Raw genomic sequence first — 19591 nt, forward strand, 5'->3', positions numbered from 1 at the left:
TGTGCGAGGGCAGTGGTTTGGATGATCGACACTCATGGAGGTGATCATGTTGACCGCGAATACGGACGGCAGACGGCCGCAGGACTTGTGCAACCTCATCCTCGCCGCGTGCCTGTTCATCTCTCCCTGGATCTTCGGCTTCGTGGGCTCCCCCATGCCCACCCGAAACGCCTGGATCGTCGCCGTGGCGCTCGCCCTGGTGGCCTTCGCGGCGCTTTCGGTCTTCGCCGAATGGGAGGAATGGGTGAACCTGGCGCTCGGCGTCTGGCTGATGGCGGCCCCCTGGATGCTCGGCTTTACCGGCAACTTCAACGCGTTCTGGACCCATATGATCCTGGGCGCCTTGACGGCGGCGGTCTCGGCCTGGGCGGTCTGGGACTATCGGCACGAGCCACACGCCACGGCCTGACCGGGCCGTGACCTGATGCTATGGCCCGCCGCCGCGAGGCGACGGGCTTTTTTCATGTCCGCTAGAGCATGATGCCGAAAAGTGGGAACCGGTTTTCGGACGACATCATGCTCTAACTCTTTGATGAGAGACGGATTCAGGTTTCAGACGGGATCACTTTTTGATCCCGTCTGAAACCTGAATCCGTCTCTAGGATCACACCACGCGCTTATCCGCGGAATCGCAGAGATCGACGAGCAGGCAGCGGCCGCATTCGGGCCTGAGCGCCTTGCAGGTGTAGCGGCCATGCAGGATCAGCCAGTGATGGGCATGCCGGCCGAACTCCCGCGGCACCGCCTTCTCCAGCCCCAATTCGACCTGCAGCACGTTCTTGCCCGGGGCGATACGCAGGCGATTGGCGACGCGGAAGACATGGGTATCGACTGCGTGGGTGATCTCGCCGAAGGCCATGTTGAGCACGACATTGGCGGTCTTGCGGCCGACGCCGGGCAGCGTCTCCAGCGCCTCGCGATTGGCCGGCACCTGGCTGCCGAACTCGGCGATCAGCTTTTCGCAGAGCGCGATCACGTTCTTCGCCTTGGTGCGGAACAGGCCGATGGTCTTGACCAGCTCCCGCACCCGCTCCTCGCCCAGTGCCAGCATCTTTTCCGGCGTATCGGCGAGCTCGAAGAGCTTGCGCGTCGCCTTGTTGACGCCTGCATCGGTCGCCTGCGCGGAGAGCACAACGGCGACCAGAAGCGTGAAGGCGTTGACATGTTCGAGCTCGCCCTTGGGCTCAGGCTCAGCGGCGCGGAAACGCTCGAAAATCTCGCTGATCTCGGCGGCGCTGCGCGCGCGCGGCTTCGTGATCCCGGGGGCGGCGGGCGCGCGGCGTTTGGGCCTGTTCTCTTGCATCATCGAGGCGTTATAATTGGACCATGAACCCCGGCAAGTCCGATTCAGCCGCGACCGGCGACGCCTCGGCCATGGTGGCCGAGCGTCCCGTCTTCGACGCGACGATCACGCCGCATCGCTCGCTGGGGCAAAGCGGCTTCCGCATCGTGATGACGCTGGTCTGCCTCTCCAGCGTGGTCTCCTCGATCCCCTTCGTCGTACTTGGCGCCTGGCCGGTGGCGGGCTTCTTCGGCCTCGACGTCGCGGCCTTGTTCATCGCCTTCCACGTCAATTTCCGCCATGCGCGCGCCTTCGAACGGATCATCGTGACGCCGCTCGAGGTGCTGCTGCGCAAGGTCTCGCATCACGGCCGCGAGGCGGTCTGGCGCTTCAACCCGGCCTGGACCAAGCTCGAGCGCCAGGAGGACGAGGATTACGGCCTGCTGCGGCTCAGCCTGGTCTCGCGCGGGCAGAGCGTCGCGGTCGCGGGAGCGCTGTCGCCGAGCGAGCGCGAAGGCTTTGCGGACGCTCTCGGCGCAGCGCTCGCGAGCGCGAGGCGCGGCCCGGATTTCGGGCCCGCCTAGAGGCTTTTGCGAAAAACGGGATCGAGGCGCTCTGAACCAGCTCGGTCAGGGCTTGGCGTCGAGGAACGTCCGGACCAATTTGGTGGTCGCAGCCGGATTTTCCTCCATGATCCAGTGCCCGGAATCGGGGACGATCGCGCCTTGAACATTGCTGGCCGCGAATTTCATCACCTCGGCCATGGTCAGCCCGAAGGATTTCTCGCCGCCCAGTGCCAATACAGGCATGGTCAGCTTGCCCGCTGCCAGGAAAGCCTTGTTGTCGATCGCATCCTGATCGAAGGCGGCGAACTGCGCGAAGCCCGCATGCATCGCGCCCGGCTTGGCATAGAGCGCGGCGTAATGCCGGCGTGAGGCCTCGGTGAAGCGGCTCGGCGTTGCGGAGAACTCGTTCCAGAACCGGTCGAGATAGATGCGCTCGCGGCCAGCGACGAGCCGCTCCATATCGGGCCCGCCGAAGCGGAAATGCCAGAGCAGCGGGTTCTTGAGGATCTCCTCCCAGGGACCGACCCCCGGCAAGGGTGCGTCGATCAAGACGAACTTCGTCACACGGTCGCGGTGCAGGGCGGCGAAGGCGTAGCCGACCATATTGCCGATGTCATGGGTGACCAGATCCGTCTTCTCGATCTTGAGCGCGTCGAGGACACCGGCAACATCGCCGCCCTGTGTCTTCTTGTCGAAACCGCCCTTGGGCTTGGACGAGAGGCCCATGCCACGCAGGTCTGGAACGATGACGGTGTGGTCACGGACGAGATCGGCCGCCAATGGCGCCCACATATCGCCGGTCTCGCCATAACCGTGCAACAGAACCACGGCCGGGCCCTTGCCGCCGATGCGGACATGAATGGTCGTGCCGTTGCTCGCGATCTCCTGGATGCGAAAAGCCGGGGGAAACGGGGCGACCTGCGCCGATGCGGGCATTGCCAGCAGAACGACGCCGACAATGGCGGCCAGAATGCGAAACATCTCGGTTCCTTCCAATGACTACGCGAGCGGACGCTCAAAATAGCACGCCAGAACAATGCCCCTGCCGCATTGTCAAGTATAGACGCAGAATAAGCGAAGCTGGCTTTCGCAATGGGCGCACAATGATGAAACCGCGCCATGAGCCTGCTCGACGAGCCGCCGGTCTCAGCAGCCTGATGCGGCCGGCCCGCCCTATCTTGCCAGCTTTCGGGTGGAGTCCCTCCCCTTGCATCCCTAGTTTCGCATCATGACATTCGATGCGAGGTTGATCCCATGACCGCTCATATCCAGAAGCTCGGTGCGATGACCCCGACACGCTTCACCAACGCCGTGCTGGCGCGCGCCACCGAGGCCATGCCGGCCGAGGCCGATTTTCCCTCGACCGCGCCGGGTTCCGATTACGACACGGTGCGCCGGATCCTGGCCTTCATCACCGCGACATGGCGCGAGCAGCCGACGATCGAGGCGATCGCCGAAGCTGCCGGTGCGACGCCGACCGATGTCCACCATCTCTTCCGGCGCTGGTGCGGGCTTACCCCCAAGGCCTTCCTGCAGGCGATCACGCTCGACCATGCCAAGGGCCTGCTCGGCGCCTCCGCCAGCATCCTCGACACGGCCTATGAGGTCGGGCTGTCCGGGCCCGGGCGGCTGCACGATCTCTTCGTCACCCATGAGGCGATGTCGCCGGGCGAATGGAAGGCCGGCGGCGGCGGCCTGCGATTGTCTTATGGCTTCCATGCCTCACCCTTCGGCGAAGCCCTGATCGTCGTAACCGATCGCGGCCTGGCGGGGCTCGGCTGGGTCTCGACGTCAGTCGATGGCGGCAAGGTCGTCGGCGGCCGCGCCGAGGCGCTGGCCGACATGATGCGGCGCTGGCCCCATGCCGACTACCACTACGATCCCATGGCGACGAAACCCTATGCGGGGCGCATTTTCGACCCCGCCGCCTGGTCGGCCGAGACGCCACTGCGCGTCGTGCTGATCGGCACGGATTTCGAGGTCCGGGTCTGGGAGACCCTGCTCAGGATCCCGGTCGGCTGCGCCACCACCTATGGCGACGTCGCAAGCCATATCGGCAAGCCGAGCGCCGCGCGCGCCGTCGGCATGGCGGTTGGCAAGAACCCGATCTCCTTCGTCGTGCCCTGCCATCGCGTGATCGGGAAATCCGGCGCGCTGACGGGCTATCACTGGGGCCTGACGCGCAAGCGCGCCATCCTGGGCTGGGAAGCCGGGCAGACAGCGGGCGTTGCCGGCTGAACCGCTACGGCTTCAGATACATGTCCCAGCAGGGCGCCAGCGCCACAAGCTTGCGCCCTTGCAGCGACATGCGTCGCGATCGCCACGCACCCCGGCGCCGCTTCGCTCGAAAGCGCTCTAAATCTCCGCGAAGCGCGCCGGGAGTTCGAAACCCCAGCCGAGCGGGTCGTCGGCCTCGATGGTGAAGACCCCCTCGCCGGCGAAATGGCCGGTGCCACCAACCGCGACCGTCACGGCGCCCGGCGCCGGATATTCGGCATGGCCGAGGACGCTCCCTGAGAATGTGCCGCCAGTGATGCTGCGGAAAAGCCGGGTCCGGCCAGAGCCAACCAGGCCCTTGGCATGATCCAGCGCCATCCGGGCGGTGACGCCCGAGCCCGTCGGCGAGCGGTCGATCTGGCGCTCGGCGAAGACGCAGAGATTGAAACTCGTCTCGTCAGGCCCGGCCTCGTCGGTGACGATCGTGCCGTAGAGAAAGCCGAGATCGGGCTCGGTCGGGTGAGTGATCGCCGGCCCGGCGCGGACAGCGTCGGTGAGCGCGCCGGCCGCCTCGACGATCCGCGCGACCGGCGTCTCGAACAGGTCGAGCCCCAGCCGAGAGGCCGGCAGGATGCAATAGAAGGCGCCGCCATAGGCAATGTCGGTGGTGACCGGCCCCAGGCCAGGCACACCGACAACCCGATCCCGAACATGGACGAAGGCCGGCACGCTCTCGAAGGTCACGGTGCCGACCTTCCCGCTCTTGACCTCGCAGGCAAGCCTGACCAGCCCGCAAGGCGCCTCGATGGCAAAGCGCGTCACCGGCTCGACCGCCGGCACCAACCCGTGCTCGATCGCATAGCGGCCGAGCGCGATGGTCGCGTGACCGCACATGGTCGAATAGCCTTCATTATGCGTGAACAGCACGCCGAAGGCGGCATCGGGATGCGACGCCTTGACCGGGATGACGCCATACATGCCGGCATGGCCGCGCGGCTCCAGCATCATCGCGCGCCTGAGATGGTCATGCTGCTCGCGGGCTTGCCTGCGCTTGTCGAGAAGGGTGGCGCCCGTCAGCTCGGGATAGCCGCCAATGACGATACGGACCGGCTCGCCGCAGGTGTGGTAGTCGAGATAGCTCAGGCGCATTGCTTTCCTCCAACGTCATTGCGAGCATAGCGAAGCAATCTAGGGGACGTAGCGCGAGCCCTCCTGGATTGCTTCGCTATGCTCGCAATGACGGCAAATTCGATCATGCCCTAACGGCACTCCGGCGCGGCGGATCGCAACCGGGTCTCGTGCAGCTGTCGGCGGCAACATCGCAGGCGAAAGCCAGCGCGGCTTGCAGATCGCCGCGTGTCGCCAATGCAAGCTTTTGCCCGAGCAGACCGCGCATTGCCAAGACCGCCAGGACACCGCCGATGAAGGTGTCACCGGCTCCGACCGTATCGGCCACGGCCACGGACGGCGCGGCGCTCTCGATCAGGCCATCGGCATTGTGGCAGGACGCGCCCTGGCCGCCGCGCGTCACCAGCACGCATGCCGCACCAAGCCCGTGCCAATGCGCCACGACCTGCTCGGCCGGCCAGTCCGGGTGCAGCCAGGCGAGGTCGTCGAGACTGACCTTGACGATGTCTGCGAGCGCGATGCGCTGTTCGATCAACGCCGTCGCGACCGCCCGCTCGGGCAGCACCGAGGCGCGAATATTGACGTCGTAGCTGATGCTCGCGCCCTGCGCCTTCGCGCTCTCGATCAGCGCCAGCGTCGCCGCGCCGGACGCGCCGACGGTCGCACCGAAGGAGGTGGCGTGCAGGTGGATGACACCGGGAGGACAGGAGCGTGACGTCCCTTCCGGCTCGGCATGAGCCGTACCGTCGAGATAAAGCCCGAATTCAGGAACGCCTCCGGCCCCGAGCGGAGCGACGACCGCGATGGCGCTGGGACGAGCGCTGTCACGAACCAGGCTGGCATCGATGCCCTCGCTTGCAAGAGCTGTGCGAAAGCGCCGGCCAAGCGCATCGCTCGAGAGCGCGCCTGAATAGGCGACGCTTGCGCCGAAGCGAGCGAGCGCCAGCGCAGCGTTGAAGCCGGAGCCGCCGAGCACCGCCTCGTAATGCCGACCTTCGCCGTCGCGCGGGATGAAATCGCCTATCGCCTCGCCGGTGACGAGGATCACACCTTGCGTCACAGCAGCCCGCGCTTGGCCAGGCTGCGCATCAGATGCGAGGCGCCGAAGGTCCAGGGTTCGCACTCGTCGGTACGGCGCATACGGTTGACCAGCGCGCCAAGTTCGGGCGCGGCGATGGTGACGATGTCGCCGTATTTATGGGTGAAGCCGCCGCCGACCGTGTCGCGATCCTTGATCGGCGCGAACATGGTGCCGAGATAGAGCGCAGCCCCATCCGGGTACTGGTGGTGCGGCCCGAGCATCTGCTTGGCGAGATCGGCGGGGTCGCGGCTGATTTTCGCGATCGAGGACGAGCCTTCCAATGTGAAGCCGTCCTCGCCCTTGACCGTCAGCGAGACGGTGGTCTTGCGGACATGATCGAGCGAGAAACCGGCATCGAAGAGGCGGATGAAGGGGCCCACCGCCGCTGCCGCATTATTGTCCTTGGCCTTGCCGAGCAGCAGCGCCGAGCGACCCTCGACATCGCGCAGATTGACGTCGTTGCCGAGCGTCGCGCCGACGATCGCGCCGGTCGAGGCGACGATCAGCACGATCTCCGGCTCGGGGTTGTTCCAGGTCGAGGCGGGATGGAGGCCGGCGTCGAAGCCGGTGCCGACTGAGGACATCGGCGGCGCCTTGGTGAAGATCTCAGCGTCAGGCCCGATGCCGACCTCGAGATACTGGCTCCAGGCGCCCTGCTTGATCAGCACCTCCTTGAGATGCATCGCTTCGGGCGAGCCGGGCTTGAGCTTGGAGAGATCGTCGCCGATGAGCTTGCCGATCTCCTCGCGGATAGCCACCGCAGCGGCCGGGTTGCCGCGCGCCTTCTCCTCGATCACACGCTCCAGCATCGAGACCGCAAAGGTGACGCCGGCCGCCTTCACAGCCTGAAGGTCGAGCGGCGAGAGCAGCCAGGGCTTTGACGGGTTGCGCCCGTCTATCGGCGTGTTCGCCAGAATCTCGGCTAGCGAGCCGATCGCCTCCCCCTTCGCGGCCTTCAACGCAGCGGCCGGGTCGGGCGCCTCGCAGAGATCGCGCATGGTCGGGAAGGCGCGGGTGACATCGACGAGCTCTCCCTCCCGCAGGACCACGACGGCCGGGCCAGCGACATCCGGCAACCAGGCACGGCCGGCAAGCGCAGCGGTTGCAGCGTCCGCCGGCAAAGTGTTTTCAGGCGTCAGGGCGAGCGTCATCGTGATGTTCCATCGGCACGGCAGAGTGGGGTGCGGAGAACAGCCGCTTCCAGCCATTTGCGCAAGCCCCGTCCGGCGCATGGGCCTTCACCCCGAGGATGCCGCGCCAGCGAGATTTCGAGGCGCAAGACTGGGAAATCGCCGGGCCGCCCCTTGGCGAGCGTCATCCTTTTGTCGTTGAAACGTCACCTGCGCTTCATGCTAGCTTGCGCACCAACGACAAGAGCCGCCATGCCGCGCGCAAGGGTGGATAAGGGAGACGACATCAATGACAGTGAAATCGACGATCCTGATCTCGGCCGCCGCTTTCGTGCTCGCGGGCGCAGCGCCTGCCCTGGCGCAGACAGAGATCCAATGGTGGCACGCGCTGACCGGCGCCAACAACGACGTGGTGGTGAAGCTCGCCGAGGATTTCAACGCCTCGCAGAAGGACTACAAGGTCGTTCCCGCCTATAAGGGCTCCTATCCCGACACGCTGAATGCCGGCATCGCCGCCTTCCGCGCCGGCACCGCGCCACATATCCTGCAGGTCTTCGAAGTCGGTACCGGCACGATGATGTCGGCCAAGGGCGCGATCAAGCCCGTCTTCGAATTGATGAAGGAAGCCGGCGAAGCATTCGATCCGAAGGCCTATCTGCCTGCGATCACCGGCTATTATTCGACGGCCAAGGGCGACATGCTCTCGATGCCGTTCAACTCCTCCTCGATGGTGATGTGGTACAACAAGGACGCCTTCAAGAAGGCGGGCCTGAACCCCGATGCGCCGCCCAAGACCTGGCCCGAGGTGTTCGAGGCCGGCAAAAAACTGAAGGCGGCCGGCTGGGATAAATGCGGCTTCACCAATGCCTGGGCGACCTGGGCCAACATCGAGCAGTTCGGCGCCTGGCACAACATCCCGATCGCCACCAAGGCCAATGGGCTCGACGGCTTCGACTCCGTGCTGAACTTCAACAGCCCTCTCTTCGTCAAGCACCTGACCAATCTGGTCGAGCTGCAGAAGGACAAGACCTACGATTATTCCGGCCGCACCAATAATGGCGAAGGCCGCTTCACCTCGGGCGAATGCCCGATCATGCTGACCTCCTCGGGCTTCTTCGGCAACGTCAAGGCGAACGCCAAGTTCGACTGGGCCAATGCGCCGATGCCGTATTACCCCGAAGCCACGGGCGCGCCGCAGAACTCGATCATCGGCGGCGCTTCGCTGTGGGTGATGGGCGGCAAGAAGGCCGACGAATACAAGGGCGTCGCCAAGTTCTTCACCTTCCTGTCGGATGTCGACCGCCAGGTGAAGCTGCACACAGAGTCCGGCTATCTGCCGATCACCAAGGCGGCCTATGAGAAGGTCAAGGCGTCCGGCTTCTACAAGGACAAGCCCTATCTCGAGACGCCGATCCTGGAGCTGACCAACAAGGAGCCGACCGAGAATTCGCGCGGGCTGCGCTTCGGCAGCCTAGTCCAGATCCGCGACATCTGGTCGGAGGAGATCGAGGCGGCGCTGAACGGGCAGAAGACGCCGAAGGCGGCGCTGGATGCAGCCGTCGAGCGCGGCAACCAGATGCTGCGCCAGTTCGAGCGCACTGCGGCGCGTTGAGCGTTTGATGACAATCACATCGTCGTCCCGGGCGTAGCGAAGCGAAGACCCGGGACCCATTCCTGAACCGTTCCGGAATGGGTCCCGGGTCTCCCTGCGGTCGCCCGGGACGACGGCGTAAGCTGGATGAACAATGCAGAAGAACGCTTATTTCAGCGGCCTGACGATTCCGGTCCTGCTGCTCACGCCGCAGCTGGTGATCACCGTGCTGTTCTTCTACTGGCCGGCGAGCCAGGCGGTCTGGCAGAGCTTCCTGCTGCAGGACGCCTTCGGCACCTCGACCGAATTCGTCTGGTTCGAGAACTATCGCGATCTGTTCGCCGATCCCGGCTACTACAAGGCGCTGATCAACACCGCGATCTTCTCCTCCTTCGTCTGCGTGCTCTCGCTGTCGATCGCGCTGCTCTTCGCCGTGATGGCCGACCGGCAGATCAGGGGCGCCGAGATCTACAAGACATTGCTGATCTGGCCCTATGCGGTCGCGCCGGCTGTGGCCGGCGTGCTCTGGATTTTCATGTTCGACCCCTCGCTGGGCATGCTGGCGCGCGGCCTCAACAGTCTCGGCATAGCCTGGAACCCGCGCCTCAACGGCAATGACGCGATGACGCTGGTGATCCTGGCCGCGACCTGGAAGCAGATCAGCTACAATTTCCTGTTCTTCCTCGCCGGCCTGCAATCGATCCCCAAAAGCGTGATCGAGGCGGCTGTGATCGACGGGGCCAAGCCGATGCGCCGCTTCTGGACGATCATCTTCCCGCTGCTCTCGCCGACGACGTTTTTCCTGCTGACGGTCAACATCGTCTATGTCTTCTTCGACACCTTCGGCATCATCGACACGATCTCCGGCGGCGGACCTTCGGGGGCGACGGAGACCTTGGTCTACAAGGTCTATTCCGATGGCAAGGGTGGTTCGAATCTGGGCGGCTCAGCGGCGCAATCGGTCGTCCTGCTGATCATGGTGATCGGCATGACGGCGATCCAGTTCCGCTTCATCGAGCGCAAGGTGAGCTATTGATGCGCCGGCGCCTCGCATGGCTTGTGTCCGTCGGGTTCATGTCGGCATCGGCGACCCTGATCGCGGCGGCCCATGCGCAGGCCCTTCAAACTGCACCTGCCTCGCCTGCTCGCATGATCGGCGCCTGGCCCGGCATCGTCCTGTTCTGCATGCCCTCGCGCGAGGCATGGGGCGCAACAGCATGCGGCATCGCTTCCCGCGAAGCCGAGCGGCAAGCGGCAGCCGCCTCGATCAAGCTCATCGCCGTCAGCGCGGCGGAGGCCGGGCTTTCGCTGGGGCCCAACAGCGCAGCGCCCTCCTTCGTCTGGCCGCAGGCGCTGCGGCTCTTCCTGCAGTTCCACCCCGTCGGGGACGGTTCGAAACGATGGCGGCTGTCGACGAAGGCCTATGAACTCACGCCGCCCGCGCCGGCAAACGCCGGGCAGGCGCCGAAATGGCATTATGTCTACGACCATTTCTCGGTGCTGGATGAGGGCAAGGAGATCAGTGCGACGCAGGAGGCCGCACCCCCGCTGCTCGAACGGTTCTTTGCCACCATGACGAAACCACGGAGCTGAGCGCGTGATCGGCTTGATCGAAAGAGACGAAGCCATCGTGAACGCCTGCGTCGAAGCCTTGGCGCAATGGCTTTGCAAGACAGAGGTATGGGCCTGATGGTCGAAGACCGCCGCCTGGGCGATGCGATCGCCTATATCATCCTGACGATCGGGGTCCTGATCGTCGCCTTCCCGGTCTGGCTGACCTTCGTCGCCTCGACCTGGGACGCCTCGACCATCATCAACGGCAAGCTGCCGCTCTGGCCGGGGCCGTATTTCCTGGAGAACTACCACCGCATCCTGTTCGTCGGCACCTCGGGCACGACGCGCGAGCCGGTTGCCGGGATGATGCTGAACTCCTTCATCATGGCGATGGCGATCGCGCTGGGAAAGATCTTCATCTCGGTGCTCTCGGCCTATGCCATCGTCTATTACCGCTTCCCGTTCCGGATGGCGGCGTTCTGGATCATCTTCGTCACGCTGATGCTGCCGGTCGAGGTGCGCATCTTCCCGACCTTCAAGGTCGTCTCCGACCTCAACATGCTCGACAGCTATCAGGGCCTCGCCGTGCCGCTGATCGCCTCGGCCACCGGCACGCTGCTGTTCCGCCAGTTCTTCATGACGATCCCCGACGAATTGCTCGAAGCCTCCCGGATCGACAATGCCGGGCCGTTCCGCTTCTTCAAGGACACGGTGATACCGCTCTCGATGACGACGATCGCGGCCTTGTTCGTGATCCAGTTCATCTATGGCTGGAACCAGTATCTCTGGCCGCTCCTGGTGACGACGAAGGACTCGATGCAAACCATTGTCATCGGCATCAAGAAAATGATCGTCACCTCCGATGCGCTCACCGAATGGCAGCTCGCCATGGCCACCGCCATGCTGGCGATGCTGCCGCCGGTGCTCGTCGTCATCCTGATGCAGAGGCTCTTCGTGAAGGGCCTGGTGGAGACGGAGAAGTGAGCTTCGGCAGTCGGCAATCGGCAGTAGGCAGTCGATTGGCGCGAACCTCCATCATCCCCACTGCCTACTGCCGACTGCCCATTGCCGAGGACTAGATGGCCCAAGTCACCCTCACCAACGTCAAAAAAGTCTATTTCGGCGGCGTCGAAGCCGTGAAGGGCGTGTCGTTCGACATCCCCGATGGCGGCTTCTGCGTGCTCGTCGGCCCGTCCGGCTGCGGCAAATCCACATTGCTGCGCATGGTCGCGGGGCTGGAGACGATCTCGTCGGGCGAGGTCACCATCGGCAATCGCGTCGTCAACCAGATCGGCCCGGCCGAGCGCGACATCGCCATGGTATTCCAGAACTACGCGCTCTATCCGCATATGAGCGTCTACGACAACATGGCCTATGGCCTGCGCAATCTCGGCACGCCCAAGGACGAGATCGACGCCCGCGTGAAGGAGGCCGCGCGCATCCTCGCGATCGAGGCTCTGCTCGACCGGCGTCCCAAGCAGCTCTCGGGCGGCCAGCGCCAGCGCGTCGCCATGGGCCGCGCCATCGTGCGCAAGCCGCAGGTCTTCCTGTTCGACGAGCCGCTCTCCAATCTCGACGCCAAATTGCGCGTGCAGATGCGCGTTGAGATCAAGAAGCTGCAGCGCGCGCTCGGCGTCACCGCGATCTACGTCACCCATGACCAGGTCGAGGCGATGACGCTCTCGGACAAGCTCGTGGTGATGAATGGCGGCCAGGTCGAGCAGATCGGCCTGCCGGCGGAGGTCTACAAGAAGCCGGCGAGCAAATTCGTCGCAACCTTCATCGGTTCGCCGCCGATGAACATCCTGCCTGGAACGATCGATGGGCCCGGCATCGTCGCGCTCGGCGAAGCGATCCTTGAGGCGCGCGACCTGCGCGAGGATCTGGCGGCCGGTTCTCCCGTCGAGGTCGGCCTGCGGCCCGAGGATGTCGAGATCGCGGGGGAAGGCGAAGCCGGCTCATTGCCCTTCGATGTCGAGTTCATCGAGGAATTAGGGGCAACACAGCTCTTCCACGGCAAGCTCGCCGGCTTGCCCTTCGTGATGCAGGCGGCAACCGATGTGGTTTCGGCCCAGGCTGGCCGTCTCTGGATCACGGTTAACCCAGACCGGGTGCATGTCTTCGACGTGCAGACGGGTGGCCGGCTGGGGCGGTAGGCGCAGGAACCCCTCTCTCCTGGTCCTTGATCGCCGAGGTCTACCCGAGCATGACGAGAAGGGCGCGGGGAACCCTTCTCCCCTGTGGGAGAAGGGCAGGGATGAGGGCCCGCCGCTAATTGTTGGGGCGCAACCGCGCCGCGGCGCCTTCTACTGAAAGGGCACACCCTCATCCGGCGCTCCGCGCCACCTTCTCCCATCCGGGAGAAGGGAAGATGCGTCGCGGATCCGGTGCTTCCGGCCAAAGGTTCTGCGTCGAGATTCCCTCAGCTCAGCGGCGCGTATTTCACCGCGCAGCCATAGGATTTGGTGGCCGCCTCGCTGACCGGCTTGCCGGCCTTCAGCTCGGCCACGGCCTGCCGGACATAGCTCTTGGCGCCGTTGAGGCTCGCCGGGTTCGATGAGGGCTTGTCGTCGATCGCGCCCATATAGGCGAGCGTGCCCTTGGGATCTACGATGTACATATGCGGCGTCGTCGTCGCTCCATAAGCGCGCGCCACCTTGCTGTTGGGGTCGAGCAGCACGGCGGCCGGCGCTGCATCGCGCTTCGTCGTCAATTCCTTGGCCGCAGTGCCGTCGACATAACCCTGCTCGCCGACCGGCGAGGACACGACCGAGAGCCAGACGATGCCCTCCTTGGCCATGTCCTTCTGCAGTGTCTGCATGGTGGCGCTGTTGTAGTGCTTGCGGACATAGGGGCAGTCGGCATTGGTCCATTCCAGGATCACGGTCTTGCCGGCGAATTCCGAGAGATTGCGCGTCTTGCCGTCGGCATCGACAGCCTGGAAGGCTGGTGCGGGCTGGCCGATCTTCGCGGCACCCTGCGCCAGGACGGAGCCTGCGCTCAGCGAAAGGCCGGCGAGAGCAAGGCCGGCGATGAAACTCTGTCGGGACAGGCTGGCTTTCATGGGGTGTCTCCGTCTTCGGGGTTGGGAACTCTCAACGGGAGGCGGTCTTGATCTCCTTGCCGGCGGCACGGCGGGCAGCCGTAACCAGCATGTCGGGCGTCAGCAATTGCGGCAGGATCTCGGGCTGCGCATCCTTCTCGCCGGGATAGAACAGATAGAGCGGCACACCGGCGCGGCCCTGCTCGGCCAGCGCCTGGGCGATCGCGGAATTGCGGTTGGTCCAGTCTGCCTTGAGGGAGGTGACCTTCAATTCGGCGAAGGCGTCCTTGACCTCCTGCCGCGAGAGCGCGACGCGCTCATTCGCCAGGCAGGTGATGCACCAGGCGGCAGTGAAATTGACGAAGACGGGTTTGCCCTCGGCTTGCAGGCCTGCGACGCGCTCAGCTGTCCAGGCCTGGATATCGCCGGCGCGCGCCTCGCTGGTGGCGCTGGGCACGGCGCTCTGCAGCACGAACCAGCCGGCGCCAAGCGCGACCAGCGCGGCAAGACCCGAGGCGGCCAGGCGCACCCGGCCTGCGCCGCGCGTGATGCCGACGAGCCAGACGATGAAGCCCGCGGCCAGCACCGCGATCAGCGCGGCCAGGACGCCGCCGGGGCCGGCCTGCACCGAGGCGACCCAGACCAGCCAGATCGCGGTCGCGAACATCGGGAAGGCGAAGGCTTGTTTCAGGATCACCATCCAGCGGCCGGGCCTGGGCAGCAGGCGCAGCAAGCCGGGCGCGAAGGAGAGCGCCAGGACCGGCAAAGCGAAGCCGAGCGCCAGCGCCAGGAAGACGGCGAGGCCCATGGCAGGGGGCTGCGTCACCGCATAGCCCACCGCCGCGCCCATGAAGGGGGCCGTGCAGGGCGTCGCGACCACGACGGCGAGCGCGCCGGTCATGAAAGCGCCCAGGCGGCCGCGCCGGCCGGCGAGGTCCTGGCCTACGCCGCCAGCGGAAGTTCCGACCTCGAAGGCACCCAGCAGGTTGAAGCCGATCAGCGTCATGATGACGGCAAGGCCGATGACCAGGGGCGGCGATTGCAATTGGAACCCCCAACCGATGCTGGTGCCGAGCGCCGCGAAGCCGACGACGATGCCGGCCAGGATCATGAAGGTCACGACCACGCCGCTGAGGAAGAGCACGCCCTGCTCGCGAACCTCGTCGCGATGCGCCCGCGCCAATTGCGCGAAGCCGAGCGCCTTGATGAACAGCACCGGCAGCACGCAGGGCATCAGGTTGAGGATCAGCCCGCCCGCGAAGGCGAAGGCGAGCGCAGCCCAGAGCGTCAGGTCGGCGCCTTCGACCGGAACCGGCAGCCGCACCACGGCCGGGCGCGGCGCTGCGCTTGCCCCCGCCGCGGTAGTCAGCAAGGTGGGCTCGGCCTCGACTGTCACCGCAAGCGCGCGCGGCAGGCCGCCGTCCTTGAAGGTGACGACGCCGGAGAGTTCCGCGTTCTCGAGCTTGAACGCGCTGGAGCGGGCAAGCTGCAGGCTCACGCCATTGGCGGCGGGCGTGGCGGGTTGCGGCGCGGCATGCTCGATCAGCGTGTCGGAGAGTGGGAAGAAGCGGATGTCGCGCGCCTCCGCGCCCAGGCCCGGCAGCGAGAGCGCGAGCCTGTCGCCATCGCTCGTCAGCTTCGCCTTGAAACCGGCCGGCTGCGGCAAGGCAGCGACGGTCGCATCGATGCGCGACTGGGCATTCTCATCGACGATCGCCGCCGCCTCGACCGGCAGGTCGAGCGTAAAGGCGCCCTCCTCCGGGATGCAGATCTTCTCGCAGACAAGCCAGGTCGCATTGGCCTTCAGCGTCACCCGCTCGCCGGGCCTGGCGCTCTCGGGCACGGCGATCTCGACTGGCAGCAGCAGCGTGCCCTCGAAGCCGAAATTGACCAGCGGCTCGACCGGGAGCGCCTTGGGCGCGGGCCAGCGGATATCGCCCGCCGTCATGCCGGCCGGCAGCGTCCAGTCGATGCGCGTCGCCTCACCGGAATCGCCGGGGTTCTGCCAATAGGTGTGCCAGCCCCTGGCGATCTTCTGGACGAGCGCGACCTGGAAGCGCTCGCCCGGCTGGACGGCATCGCGGCTCGACAGCAGCGTCGCCGTGACGCGCGGCGAGCTGATGGGCGCCGACTCAGCCGCGATGGCGAGCGCCGGCGCGATCAACGCAAGCGCCAGCACGGCGTTGTGCAGGAAGCCTTGTCGAGAGGTCTGAGCCATGGGCCAGGTCGTCATCCTATCCGATATTCCCTCCAGATGCCCGACTTTGCCCCACAGAGCCAATGACAAGCCGGTGATGCCGGGAAGAGGCGTCATTCTCAGGCAAGGATGGAAACAGTGCACCGCGCCATGATGTCGCCGCGTGTGCTGCTTTAGCTGCGCGCCTGAAACTCTGGAATGTTGAAAGCTGATCATGGCCACATTGCCTGCCGCAATCGCCCCCTCGCATGTCGCCGTGGTCACGGGTGCGGCCTCGGGCATCGGATTCGCCGCCGCCCGTGCCTTTGCGGGGCTGGGCATGAAGGTCGCCATCGCCGACCGCGACGCGGAAGGGCTCAAGGCCGCCGGGCAGGTGCTGGCGACGCTCGTCGGCGAGGAGAACGTGCTCGTGGTACCCACCGACGTGGCGCGGCGCGAAGCGGTTCAGGCCCTGCACGAGCAAGTGACGGCCCGCTTCGGTGCCGTCCATGTGCTGATGAACAATGCCGGCATCCAGCCGGGCAGCACGATGTTCGGATCGACCGAAACCTGGGAGCGAATCCTCGCCGTCAATCTCGGCGGTATCGTCAACGGTACGCAGATCTTCGCGCCCGGCATGATCGCCAGCGGCGCGCCGGGCCTGATCATCAACACCGGCTCGAAGCAGGGCATCACCACGCCACCCGGCGACCCCGCCTACAATGTCTCGAAAGCCGGCGTGAAGGCCTTCACCGAAGCCTTGCAGCATGAATTGCGCGGGACGGCAGGCTGCAAGGTCAGCGCCCATCTCCTGATCCCCGGCTTTGTCTACACGCCGCTCACGGCCAAAGGGCGCCTCGAACAGCCGGCCGGGGCCTGGACGCCGGAGCAGACCGTCGACTTCATGCTGGAGCGACTGGGCGCGGGCGACTTCTACATCCTCTGCCCCGACAACGAGACGCCGCGAGCCCTCGACGAGAAGCGCATGGCCTGGGCGATCGGCGACATCATCGAGAACCGTCCGCCACTCTCGCGCTGGCACCCCGGCTTCGCCGAGGCGTTCAAGGCGCATGTCGAGGGGGAGTGAGGCCTCCCGTCATTGCGAGCGTAGCGAAGCAAGCCAGGAGGGCTCGCTCTACGTCTCCCTGGATTGCTTCGCTACGCTCGCAATGACGACGAAGCGTTCAGATCGCCGCGCCGTCCGCCACCGTATCCGCGCCCAGACCCAGTCGCACCGCGCGCACGATCTCGGCTTCGGCCGCCTCGCCGCGCTTGCGGGGCCGGGGCGCATCGATCCTGTGCTCGGCGATGATCTGGCCCGGCGCACCGGAGAGGATGACGACGCGGTCGGCGAGATAGGCCGCCTCGTCGATGTCGTGCGTGACGAAGAGCACGGTTTTGCCGGTGCGCCGCCAGACACGGATCAGCTCGTCCTGCAGGCTTTCGCGGGTCAATGCGTCGAGCGCCGAGAACGGCTCATCCATCAGCAGGATCTCAGGCTCGACTGCGAGCGCGCGCGCCAGCGAGACGCGCTGGCGCTGGCCACCGGAGAGCTGATGCGGCCAGCGATTCGCCAGCGAACTCAAACCCACGAGATCGAGCATCTCCTGCGCCTTGGCCTGTCGCTCGTGACGCGAGACCTGTCCTTCGAGCCCGAAGCCGACATTCGAAGCGACCTTGCGCCAGGGCAGCAGGCGCGAATCCTGGAACACGAGCGCGACCGGCCGGCGGGTGTTGTCCGCAGCATTGATCACGACCTCGCCGCCGCTGGGCTTGGCGAGGCCTGCGATAACGCGCAGCAGCGTCGACTTGCCGACGCCGGACGGGCCGACGATCGCCAGGAACTCACCGCGCGCGACCGAGAGATCGAGCTTGCGCAGAACCTCCGTCGCCTCGCCATCGCGGGTGAAGGTCAGCGAGAGGGCCTTGATGTCGATCACGCTTTCCATCGCAGCACCCATCTCTGGAAGGCGACGAAGAGGGTGTCTAGGAAGCCGTAGAGCCCCGCCATGGTCAGCATGTAGATCACCACGATATCAGTCGCGAGCAGGCTGGAGGCCTGCATCATGCGCTGGCCGACGCCGGCGACGCCAAAAATCTCGGCCGCGACGACCGCCATCCAGGCCTGGCCCAGCGCCGTGCGCACGCCGATCAGAATGCCGGGCATGGCGGCTGGCAGCAGGATCTTGGTCAGGCGCTGCCAGCTCGTGCGGAAGCCGAAGGCGTCGGCGACCTCGATCAGATCGCGATCGACGCCGCGGATCGCGCCCTGGGCGGCAAAGAAGACGATCCAGAACACGCCGATCGCGATGATGAACACCGCGGCGGACGGGTTCACGCCAAACCAGATGATGGCAAAGGGCACCCAGGCGAGACCGGGAATCGGCCGCAGCAGGCGCACCACCCAGGCAGTGGCTTCTTCAGCGATGCGCGACATGCCGACGAGCACGCCAAGCGCCGCACCGAGCACCGAACCGGTGATCAGGCCGGTGAAGTAGTGGCCGAGCGAACCGAGGATCGCCGCAAGCCAGGCGCCCGAGGTGACCTCACGCCAAAACGCCTTCGGCAAGGCGCTCGGGCCCGGCAGGAAGGCCGGGTTCACCAAGCCGAAGAAAGGGATCGCCTCCCAAAGCAGCAGGAAGGCGACGAGGCCCGCAAGGGCTAGGGCCGGAGCCCGAAGGGATTGCAAGGATGTCAGCCGCCCGTCTTGATCGCGCGCTCGTAATACTGCGTCTCGAACAGGCCGTCGAACGGCAATTCCTTGTCGAGCGAACCGAGCTTGACCTGATAGGCCTGCATGACGCGGGACGGCTCGATGATCTTGCGGGGATCGATCTCGAAGGTGCTCGCCGGCGATGTCAGCGCCTTGCGGATCAATTCGGGATCGACGATGCCCTTGCCGAGCGCGGCCCCGACATGAGGCGCGGCCTTGTCGGGGTTCTTGGCGAGCAGATCAGCGGCGCGCACGAGGCTGTTGACCAGCTTCTGCACGACCTCAGGGTTCTTGGTAACGAAGTCGCCCGAGCCCGCTACCACCGTGCCGGGCTGGCCGGGGAAGAGCTCCTGCCCGCCCGCGATCAGCTTGATGCCGGGGTTGCGGGTCTGGATGATGGTCAACGCCGGCTCGCGCACGATCGCGCCCTCGACGGCCGCCGCCAACACCGCCTGCTGGGTTGCGTCGATGCCCATCGGGACGATCTCGACATCGGCCTTGTCGGCCTTGGCGACCTCCCAGAGCCAGTATTGCAGCGTGGTATTGGGCACGGAGCCCGCCGGTTGGGTAGCCAGCCGCGCCGGTTTGCCGGTCGCGGCCTTGTAGGCCTTGAAGGCGGCCGCTGCCGTGGTGCCCGGCGTGAAGAACTTCGTCAGGGACGGCGCAGCGACGAAGACGTTCTCGGCCACCGCTGTGGCGGCCACGACGCGGACATCGACGCCGCGCGAGCGCGCCACCGCCAGCGGCGCGATGCCGGCGACGTAGAAATCGATCGTGCCCGAGGCGAAGGCCTGGATCATGTTCGGGCCGGATTCGAACACCGTAAAGCTGGCGTTGAGGCCGGCCTCCTTGAGCCAACCCTCGCCATTGGCGACGAAGACCGGAGCCGTGCCGATGACCGGGATGTAGCCGATACGCGCGGTGACAGCGCCCTGGGCGCGCGCCACGGACAGCGGCGACGCAGCGAGCAGCGCGGAACCGGCGAACAGGAACTGGCGGCGATCCATCGATCAAATCCCTCGTGAGAACGGTGCCGGAAATGCACCCATTGACAGATTGAGAAAAGGATTTTCTATCTGAAAACAAGTTGGAAGCCTTAAAAAGATAATT

At 65.7% G+C, this 19591-nt stretch carries 19 protein-coding genes; 9 read left to right on the plus strand and 10 right to left on the minus strand.

Annotated features, from left to right (window positions below; genetic code table 11):
• Positions 1-34 precede the first annotated feature (34 nt).
• Complete coding sequence (locus BMZ97_RS15200; protein WP_244546417.1) at positions 35-409, plus strand: SPW repeat protein; 375 nt, start codon at positions 35-37, stop codon at positions 407-409.
• A gap of 195 nt (positions 410-604) precedes the next feature.
• On the opposite strand, the gene nth is transcribed toward BMZ97_RS15200, so the two are convergent.
• Entirely contained in the window at positions 605-1306 is a 702-nt protein-coding gene (gene nth, locus BMZ97_RS15205; protein ID WP_092170853.1) for an endonuclease III, read from the minus strand.
• A gap of 20 nt (positions 1307-1326) precedes the next feature.
• Between nth and BMZ97_RS15210 the strand changes: the two genes are divergently transcribed.
• Positions 1327-1866: a DUF2244 domain-containing protein gene (locus BMZ97_RS15210; protein ID WP_244546418.1), complete on the plus strand. Its 540-nt coding sequence runs from the start codon at positions 1327-1329 to the stop codon at positions 1864-1866.
• Positions 1867-1911: 45 nt separating this feature from the next.
• Here BMZ97_RS15210 and BMZ97_RS15215 read toward each other — a convergent pair whose 3' ends face one another.
• Complete coding sequence (locus BMZ97_RS15215) at positions 1912-2829, minus strand: alpha/beta fold hydrolase (protein ID WP_092170856.1); 918 nt, start codon at positions 2827-2829, stop codon at positions 1912-1914.
• Positions 2830-3183: 354 nt separating this feature from the next.
• On the opposite strand from BMZ97_RS15215, the gene BMZ97_RS15220 reads away from it, so the two are divergent.
• On the plus strand, positions 3184-4086 hold the full coding sequence (locus BMZ97_RS15220; RefSeq protein ID WP_244546446.1) for a methylated-DNA--[protein]-cysteine S-methyltransferase: 903 nt from the start codon (positions 3184-3186) through the stop codon (positions 4084-4086).
• 117 nt (positions 4087-4203) lie between these two features.
• Here BMZ97_RS15220 and BMZ97_RS15225 read toward each other — a convergent pair whose 3' ends face one another.
• The 3 genes from BMZ97_RS15225 to BMZ97_RS15235 all read right to left on the minus strand — a co-directional run bounded on the left by BMZ97_RS15225 (position 4204) and on the right by BMZ97_RS15235 (position 7425).
• Complete coding sequence (locus tag BMZ97_RS15225) at positions 4204-5214, minus strand: proline racemase family protein (RefSeq protein WP_092170859.1); 1011 nt, start codon at positions 5212-5214, stop codon at positions 4204-4206.
• Positions 5215-5317: 103 nt separating this feature from the next.
• The gene (locus BMZ97_RS15230; RefSeq protein WP_175525568.1) at positions 5318-6253 is read right to left on the minus strand and encodes a carbohydrate kinase family protein; all 936 of its coding nucleotides are present in this window, start codon (positions 6251-6253) and stop codon (positions 5318-5320) included.
• Positions 6250-7425 carry a fumarylacetoacetate hydrolase family protein gene (locus BMZ97_RS15235; RefSeq protein ID WP_092170866.1) on the minus strand — a complete coding sequence of 392 codons (1176 nt, stop codon included), beginning with the start codon at positions 7423-7425 and terminating at the stop codon, positions 6250-6252. Before BMZ97_RS15235 ends, BMZ97_RS15230 begins: the two co-directional genes overlap by 4 nt.
• 268 nt (positions 7426-7693) lie before the next feature.
• Here BMZ97_RS15235 and ugpB point away from each other — a divergent pair, with 268 nt between their 5' ends.
• The 5 genes from ugpB to BMZ97_RS15260 all read left to right on the plus strand — a co-directional run bounded on the left by ugpB (position 7694) and on the right by BMZ97_RS15260 (position 12705).
• Positions 7694-9016, plus strand: a complete 1323-nt coding sequence (ugpB, locus tag BMZ97_RS15240; RefSeq protein WP_092170869.1) for a sn-glycerol-3-phosphate ABC transporter substrate-binding protein UgpB — start codon at positions 7694-7696, stop codon at positions 9014-9016.
• A 133-nt stretch (positions 9017-9149) separates the two neighbouring features.
• Positions 9150-10031 carry a sn-glycerol-3-phosphate ABC transporter permease UgpA gene (gene ugpA / locus BMZ97_RS15245; RefSeq protein WP_092170872.1) on the plus strand — a complete coding sequence of 294 codons (882 nt, stop codon included), beginning with the start codon at positions 9150-9152 and terminating at the stop codon, positions 10029-10031.
• Complete coding sequence (locus tag BMZ97_RS15250) at positions 10031-10588, plus strand: hypothetical protein (protein ID WP_092170876.1); 558 nt, start codon at positions 10031-10033, stop codon at positions 10586-10588. Before ugpA ends, BMZ97_RS15250 begins: the two co-directional genes overlap by 1 nt.
• A gap of 96 nt (positions 10589-10684) precedes the next feature.
• Positions 10685-11533 (plus strand): sn-glycerol-3-phosphate ABC transporter permease UgpE, encoded by an 849-nt coding sequence (gene ugpE, locus BMZ97_RS15255; RefSeq protein WP_092171500.1) that lies wholly within the window; start codon positions 10685-10687, stop codon positions 11531-11533.
• 95 nt (positions 11534-11628) lie between these two features.
• On the plus strand, positions 11629-12705 hold the full coding sequence (locus BMZ97_RS15260) for a sn-glycerol-3-phosphate import ATP-binding protein UgpC (protein ID WP_092170879.1): 1077 nt from the start codon (positions 11629-11631) through the stop codon (positions 12703-12705).
• A gap of 266 nt (positions 12706-12971) precedes the next feature.
• Here BMZ97_RS15260 and BMZ97_RS15265 read toward each other — a convergent pair whose 3' ends face one another.
• Positions 12972-13613: a thioredoxin family protein gene (locus BMZ97_RS15265; RefSeq protein ID WP_092170882.1), complete on the minus strand. Its 642-nt coding sequence runs from the start codon at positions 13611-13613 to the stop codon at positions 12972-12974.
• 31 nt (positions 13614-13644) lie between these two features.
• Positions 13645-15810, minus strand: coding sequence for a protein-disulfide reductase DsbD family protein (locus tag BMZ97_RS15270; protein WP_175525569.1), 2166 nt, complete (start codon positions 15808-15810; stop codon positions 13645-13647).
• Positions 15811-16003: 193 nt separating this feature from the next.
• Here BMZ97_RS15270 and BMZ97_RS15275 point away from each other — a divergent pair, with 193 nt between their 5' ends.
• Entirely contained in the window at positions 16004-16855 is an 852-nt protein-coding gene (locus BMZ97_RS15275) for an SDR family NAD(P)-dependent oxidoreductase (protein WP_092171503.1), read from the plus strand.
• A 97-nt stretch (positions 16856-16952) separates the two neighbouring features.
• Here the strand turns inward: BMZ97_RS15275 and BMZ97_RS15280 are convergent, their stop codons facing one another.
• From BMZ97_RS15280 to BMZ97_RS15290, 3 genes are read right to left on the minus strand one after another with little or no spacing between them, the layout of a single operon-like run.
• Positions 16953-17717: an ABC transporter ATP-binding protein gene (locus tag BMZ97_RS15280; RefSeq protein WP_092170887.1), complete on the minus strand. Its 765-nt coding sequence runs from the start codon at positions 17715-17717 to the stop codon at positions 16953-16955.
• The gene (locus tag BMZ97_RS15285; protein ID WP_092170890.1) at positions 17705-18457 is read right to left on the minus strand and encodes an ABC transporter permease; all 753 of its coding nucleotides are present in this window, start codon (positions 18455-18457) and stop codon (positions 17705-17707) included. The genes BMZ97_RS15280 and BMZ97_RS15285 overlap by 13 nt, the downstream gene beginning before the upstream one ends.
• Before the next feature lie 5 nt (positions 18458-18462).
• Positions 18463-19488 carry an ABC transporter substrate-binding protein gene (locus tag BMZ97_RS15290; RefSeq protein WP_092170893.1) on the minus strand — a complete coding sequence of 342 codons (1026 nt, stop codon included), beginning with the start codon at positions 19486-19488 and terminating at the stop codon, positions 18463-18465.
• Between the last annotated feature and the right edge of the window lie 103 nt (positions 19489-19591).

The sequence above is a fragment of the Allobosea sp. OK403 genome (genome assembly GCF_900113835.1).
Lineage (GTDB): Bacteria > Pseudomonadota > Alphaproteobacteria > Rhizobiales > Beijerinckiaceae > Allobosea.